General features: G+C 36.5%; 5 protein-coding genes. 1 reads left to right on the top strand and 4 read right to left on the bottom strand.

Translation table 11 applies throughout. The features are described from left to right. Positions 1–40: 40 nt before the first annotated feature. Positions 41–2215, bottom strand: a complete 2175-nt coding sequence (locus V7149_RS14005; RefSeq protein ID WP_335346235.1) for a YheC/YheD family protein — start codon at positions 2213–2215, stop codon at positions 41–43. Between the two features lie 243 nt (positions 2216–2458). Between V7149_RS14005 and V7149_RS14000 the strand changes: the two genes are divergently transcribed. Continuing rightward, positions 2459–3220, top strand: coding sequence for a YheC/YheD family protein (locus V7149_RS14000; RefSeq protein ID WP_335346234.1), 762 nt, complete (start codon positions 2459–2461; stop codon positions 3218–3220). A gap of 262 nt (positions 3221–3482) precedes the next feature. On the opposite strand, the gene V7149_RS13995 is transcribed toward V7149_RS14000, so the two are convergent. The 3 genes from V7149_RS13995 to V7149_RS13985 all read right to left on the bottom strand — a co-directional run bounded on the left by V7149_RS13995 (position 3483) and on the right by V7149_RS13985 (position 6463). Then, entirely contained in the window at positions 3483–3938 is a 456-nt protein-coding gene (locus V7149_RS13995; protein ID WP_335346233.1) for a CotY/CotZ family spore coat protein, read from the bottom strand. Between the two features lie 204 nt (positions 3939–4142). After that, positions 4143–5363 (bottom strand): ATP-grasp domain-containing protein, encoded by a 1221-nt coding sequence (locus V7149_RS13990; protein WP_335346232.1) that lies wholly within the window; start codon positions 5361–5363, stop codon positions 4143–4145. 224 nt (positions 5364–5587) lie between these two features. Continuing rightward, the gene (locus tag V7149_RS13985) at positions 5588–6463 is read right to left on the bottom strand and encodes a CAP domain-containing protein (protein ID WP_335346231.1); all 876 of its coding nucleotides are present in this window, start codon (positions 6461–6463) and stop codon (positions 5588–5590) included. Positions 6464–6574: the final 111 nt, after the last annotated feature.

The raw sequence follows: 6574 nt of genomic DNA, 5'->3' as shown, positions 1-6574 counted from the left end.
ATAAAAATGACCCTGGATTCTTTATCCAGGGTCATTTTTATTATTTAAATGTTTTTTTTAAGAATTTAATCGTTTCATACATGTTTGCTCGGCTAGCACCTTTAACTAAAATGGTGTCATTCTTTTTAATAATTCTCTTTAGAAACTCATGTAACTGATTTCTATCGTCAAAGTGGTATACATTTTTGGCAGGAAAGCCTTTTATTTTAGCTTGATCGCCCATTGTTTCTGTTTGATCACCATAAGTGATAAAAAGGTCAATTTTTTTATCGTAGACATATTCTCCTATTTTTCGATATTCTGCCTCTCTTAAATTCCCGAGTGCTCTTATTTCTCCAATTACTGCTATTTTGCGGTGTTTTCCGATATTTGCAAGTACATCAATGGCAGCTCTTACTCCTTCAGGATGAGAATGAACAGTATCATCAATTAGAATAATATTGTTTTTCTGATTATAAACCGTTAATCTTCTTGGCGGCTTTCTAAATAATAATCCGGCTTGGATTTCAATTGGAGTTAGACCTAAGTGGTCCGCCACAGCAATAGCATTTAAGGCATTATATACATGATGTTCACCGAAAATAGGGATGAAAAACTTCTCTTTATGTCCATGCAACATCGTTTTGAAAGACATTCCATTTTCTGAATATTTCACATCAAAGGCTTTATAGTCAGCGTCTGACTTAATACCGATTGTAATGATCTTACCTCTAAACTTATCTGTCTCTAAAAGGAGAGAATTACGGTCATCTTTATTCATAACGAGCAAGCCGTCTTGATCCATCCCGTGTATTAATTCAGATTTAGCCTTAGCTATTCCCCTAATATCGTCATTGAAATAGCCTACATGTGCCAGTCCGATGTTTGTCACAATACTAATATTCGGTTTAATAATGCTGCAGTGTTTAGTTATCGTTCCAGGGGAGGCCATTCCATATTCTAGGACAATGGCTTCGTGGGATTTATTGATTTCAGAAGCATGAATTTCAGTATGTTGGGCGGTATTCCAATAGTCCTTTGATTCAAAGGTATTCCATTTTTTCGAAAGGATTGAGGCTAGAAATGCTTTAGTCGTAGTTTTACCGGCGCTGCCCGTTATGGCTATAATTGGGATTTCGCCTTTTGCTGTATTCATTCTTTTAACTTTTTGGATCTTAGCTTTTATTGCCTGTTGGTTTTTTGCCAGATACATAGCATATCTAATGGAATTTATGACAACATCCATCTCTAGATAAAACGTAGGAGGACAGCCTGGCAGCCAGTTAACTTCATAGATCCATATTTTTTTATTCTCGTCTAATCCAATATCGATTCCCATTTCATCAATAACTTCTCCATATAGCTGCATCTGGAGCTCATCAAGATGCTGGGCTAAAGTCAATGAAAAGTGTTCAAGAGTCCCTTTAATATTCATTGCTTCTTCTTTAAATTCTTGTTTTAAAAATGGTTCTAAATAATTGGTGAATCCCCCATTATTAATATTAGGAATAATGGATCCCTTAGGGGCTATTCTTGGGTAAATAGCGGTGATGACCCATTCTCCTTCTCCACTTTTTTGAACATGAAGTCTGAAGTCGTAAACTTGTCCAGACTTGGTAATAGATGTTATATAAGGTTGCATAATATAGGTTCCCGTTGAAAGCTTTTCTTCTATTAGATCCTTTAATTGATTCCTTGAATAAGAACTTGAATGTGAATCTTGCGTTACAAGAAATTCTTCTTTGTTGTTTTTCTTCAATGAAATAAAGTAGATCCCTTTTCCTTTTCTCCCATCATAAGGTTTAAAAACAATCTTTTCAAATGCGTATAAAAATCGGAAAAATTCATCTGAATCATTTGAAATTTTTTCGGAGGGAATTAAATAGTGAGAAAACTCCTTTCCTCTTTTAAGCCTCTCGTAAACACTCCACTTGTTCCCGATGGAATTTGTCGTAAAAGGGATCATTTCCTTTAATTTTTGAATAACCTTTTCCGACTTTGCCAATTTATTAGGGTCACCAGCATTATAAATGACGTCCGGGAAGGGCATGTTTCGTTCAACCCATGAGCCATTCTCATACACTTTCCCTTTTATTGACTTTTTTGAGAAATTTACTGTACTAGGAGAAAAGTAAAAAAAATCTGCGCCTTCAGCTTTAGCGACCGCAGCAAAAGCATAAGTCTTTCTTACCTTTGATGGATCTTTTCGATGGTGCAGCATTCCTATAAGTGTCATAGCATAAACTCCTTTTACTTATCTAACAACCTATTTATATTACATTCAATTAGTTAAGCTTTTGAACCGGACAAACGTTTATTTTTAGATCAAATTTTAATAGTTGACCATTTAGGGCAAAGGAAAAATGAAGGACAAAACAGGGAGTAATTAAGGGGAAATCTTTCTTTTAGGCAATGCAACAAGCCATTAGTAATCTTATTCATATACTGAAGGGGACCTTAAGAATATGGAGTGGATGCAATGAGGAAAAAATCAAAAATGAATAAATGGGACAAACATCAGCTTTTATTGGAATGTAAGAATCTAGTCGAGTTTTTACCTGAGACCCATCTATTTACAATTGGAAAATTTTGGGAGATGATGAGTCGAAATAAGGAAATTATCTTAAAGCCTGCATTGGGAAATGGGGGAAAGAGAATCATAAAAGTATCAAAAGTCGGTGGAGAAAAATATGAGGTTCACCTTCAGAAATCGAAAAATGTAATTGTTGATAAGAACGGACTTGAACGTTTATTACAGGAAAGAATAAAGGAGAGGAAGTTTCTTATTCAATATTGTATCCCCCTTGCAAAAGTGAATGGAAATCTGATCGATTTTCGGTATATTGTGCAGCGAAAACATGGGGATAAAACATGGGTGATTACTGCGAGGTGCGGGAAAGTTGCCAAAAATGGTTATGTTACAACTAATGTCCTAAATGATGGAACTGTAGTAACGGTAGAGGAGGCGCTGTTAAACTCAAATATTAACAATTTGAACTTAAAAAAGACATTGGCTGCTTTAGATGAATTAGCATTAGCAGCCTCACTTTGCTATACTGACAAATTCAAAAATCAAAATATATGGGGTTATGATTTGGCTGTTGATGAATGTGGGGATATTTGGCTGATTGAAGCTAATGCAGCTCCCATGGTAGATGTTTTCCTCGATTCAAAAAATCCATTCAAGTCGGACGCAATAACATGGTATCTTGACTATAATGAAAAAATGAGAAATAAATGATAAGTCCCCACTCACATGCCATCTATACTCTACAAAATGGAAAGTAAAAAAGACCTATAGCCTAAGTTGCTATCAAATGACTCCGGTAATTGACCGGGGTTAATTTGTTATTTCTAAATCAGACCTTGATCTATGGAAAATCATTGATGAAATGCTTGTCACATTTAGCCTTTCTAAAAGAAAAACACTACAGCTAGCTTTTCGTCCAATTGGTTCAGGAATAATAAACAGAAAGACCAGGCGTGTGCCCGGTCCCCTGTTTTTACCATTTTGGCTCAATGACAATTCTTCTTTTCAATAATTCGGTATCTAGAACTTGTATGGCGCAAATGGAAGATAAATCAACCTCTTTACGAGCAGGTGTTTTGATTAATTTCATGACCTTGCCTACTGAGTTTGTATGATTTCCTTTAATATCAAAAGGGCGCAGTATTGAAACAATCGCAACACATTTTTCCTTATCTATAGATTCGATTCGAAAAAAATTGGACTCAATGCACTCGTGTTTCCCGTTTTTCTCATTTATTTCGGTCAATAGATGAGATAATAGTCCATTCTTTTTTAGTAATAGAAAGGGGATCGTATCGACTCCGGCAATTTTGGATAGCAGCGGTCCAAAATATTTAGTTGAGGAATTCATTAAAATATCTTGTAAGGACTTTAATTCAATGAGTGCTTCACATATACAGTGACTATGTCCCTGCTCTATGTCGTTCATTTTTGCTTTCCTCCCCCCGTCTGTCCTTTTGCTATTATATTATTGCAAGTAATTAGGGATTGTGCGGATGGAAAGCGAAAATAGACCTGTCCAAAGAACCCAATTATGCAGATGATAGGTTTTAAGACTGCTGCTTGGAGGCTGCATCCCGTTCGTCGAAAGATTCCACAGCTTAAAGCTCGTTTTTTTTCTTGGCAGGAATTTTCAATAAGGTTCTAAGTAAAACTTCAGTTCCTGTGCGGCGGAAATCGCCGTTGTTTTAGCATTTTCAGCAGAATCTGCCGCTGCAATAACACAAGCATAGCGATTACCCATTGAGTAAGGAGCTGTGACGGTTTTACCTAATAAAGGTTTAACGTACACATATTTAACACCATCATGTTCCCAAGCAAGATCTTCGCCTGTAACGTAAAGTAATTCTCCGCTTGTCTCAAACGTTAAATATTTGGCATAGACGTGAACCTCACGTATCTTAGTCAATGTTACTTCCTCTCCAACATTCAGTTTCAATATTTCCTTTATAAGGTTAATACCTGTCCCTTCCTCAATAATCCGATTCATGGCGCCGCCGGACATTCTTGGATTAATCTCTACCAGTTTCCATACTCCTTGAACATTTCTCAATTCTAAATGACAGGATCCGTTTTTTAGTCCGAGTTGTTGGACGATTTCTGTAACTGATTTTATGAGACTCTTATATTCATCATTCTTTAATTGAGCTGGAAATTGATAGCCAACGACGATAAATATATCTTCGTACGTCGTTTCTTGCTCAATGACACCGACGATTTCAATTTTTCTGTTTTGTACTAGCACTTCAACTAAGTATTGGGGCCCTATTAAATATTCTTCAATTAATATAGGGAGATCGGAGGTTTGATCATGTAAAGATTGAAGAGTTTTTTTAAATTCATCAGCAGTTTCAGCTAAAAATACATCTTTTGAACCGTTGGAGACCGGGGATTTAATAATTAACGGAACAGATAATTCATGCTTCTTTGTGAAGTCTTTAATAGAAGTATGAGAGTCGTATACGTCATAAAAAGAGGAGGTGGGGTGGCCTTTTAACTGATTCCTCACTTTAATTTTATTTTCCATAATCGCTAAAGCGTCTGCCGATAACTGAAATAAACCAAGCTCCTTTGCTAACCGTGCTGTATAAGAAACAAAGGGATCGATAAAACTTACACAGGCACAAAGATGTTTCCCTGATGTCTTAAGGGCTTCAAGTTCCTCTAAAACCCGTATTTTATCTAATAAATTTTGGAAATATACGATTTGATCCACAACGGGGAATTTATTATGCTGGAGGTGCCGGCGTTTATCCGTAAATAAAATGACGCAGTATCCCATTTCCTTCGCCGCCCTCAGAGCTTCATTACTCGTTCCAAACTGATTACTTCCGATAAAGACAATTGTTTTCATGATCCAACCTTCCTGCTTCACATGGTCTATTATCTTATGATAAGAAATAACAATAGGTGCCAGACCCAAAACACGGTTGGTATAAACGCGTGTAGAGTCTGGCACGGAAAGATTCAATCGTATTTGGAAATGAAAGTTACTAAATCAATGAGAATTATGAATAAAAATATATAAGCCCTAAAATAATATGCATTATTTTAGGACTTGATATATTTTAAAATAAATTACTTACCAATAAACATTTGAGTCCAATGTTTACCGTTTTGCTCAAATCCTACTCCAATATGGGTAAAATTATTACTTAGAATGTTCTTTCTGTGACCTTCACTATTCATCCATGCTTGAACGACTTCTTGGGGTGTTTGTTGACCCTGTGCAATGTTTTCACCTGCACTTGTATATGTCACACCAAAGTCTCTCATCATATCGAACGGTGACCCATAGTTAGGACTTGTATGTGAGAAGTAATTATTTTGCTGCATGTCTTCAGACTTCTTTTGAGCAACACCACTTAATTGAGTATCTGCTTTTAAATCGGACAGGCCATTTTGTCTGCGTTGTGCATTCGTTAAATCAATAACCTGTTGTGCAGCCTGACTAATGTTTTGTGGTGCTTGTGTTTGAGCTTGTCCTTTCTGTGCGGGTGCTGGTTGTTGACCTGGCCCTTCAGCAGTCTGTCTTTGTTGCTGCGTAGGTGCTTGCTGCTGAGCTGGTGCTTTTGCAAATTCTCTATTTTGCTGTGGTTGTGCTTGTCCATAATTTGGTGGTTGAGCAGCTTGTCTTTGGTTCCAGTTTGGTTCTGGCTGACCAGCTTGATCTTGCTGCTGGATTGGTGCTTGGCCATAATTCAATTGAGGGAGTTCTGCTTGAAAATTTACATCCTCCCCAGGATTTAATGGAGTAAACTGATATTTTGCATCTTGAGTCAATACCGCTCTGGTATGAGGGTAATTATCACTGGACATTGTTGTAGTCATACTAGAGATGTTATTATCGTTTCCATTCCCAGGCTTATTACCATTATTTGTATCAGTATTACATGCAACAAGCCCTAACATCAGGGTAGATGTTAGGAGTATACCCATTTTTTTGTTTATCAATTGAAATGCCTCCTTTTTTTGAAAAACTCCTTCCTCTTATATTTTTGATTTTTCTTTAAAAAATATTGATGGAAAATAATCGGAAAATATAAACTCGGGACTCTTCACACT

It is taken from the genome of Bacillus sp. JJ1503 (assembly GCF_036965125.1).
In the GTDB taxonomy this organism is placed as follows: domain Bacteria; phylum Bacillota; class Bacilli; order Bacillales; family Cytobacillaceae; genus Cytobacillus.
The sequence above is the reverse complement of the archived record's forward strand: the minus strand, read 5'-3'. Positions and strand labels throughout refer to the sequence as shown.

Coding starts and splice junctions, on each gene's coding strand:
- V7149_RS13990 (WP_335346232.1), bottom strand. CDS start 5,363: ATGAAAACAATTGTCTTTATCGGAAGTAATCAGTTTGGAACGAGTAAT.
- V7149_RS13995 (WP_335346233.1), bottom strand. CDS start 3,938: ATGAACGACATAGAGCAGGGACATAGTCACTGTATATGTGAAGCACTC.
- V7149_RS14000 (WP_335346234.1), top strand. CDS start 2,459: ATGAGGAAAAAATCAAAAATGAATAAATGGGACAAACATCAGCTTTTA.
- V7149_RS14005 (WP_335346235.1), bottom strand. CDS start 2,215: ATGACACTTATAGGAATGCTGCACCATCGAAAAGATCCATCAAAGGTA.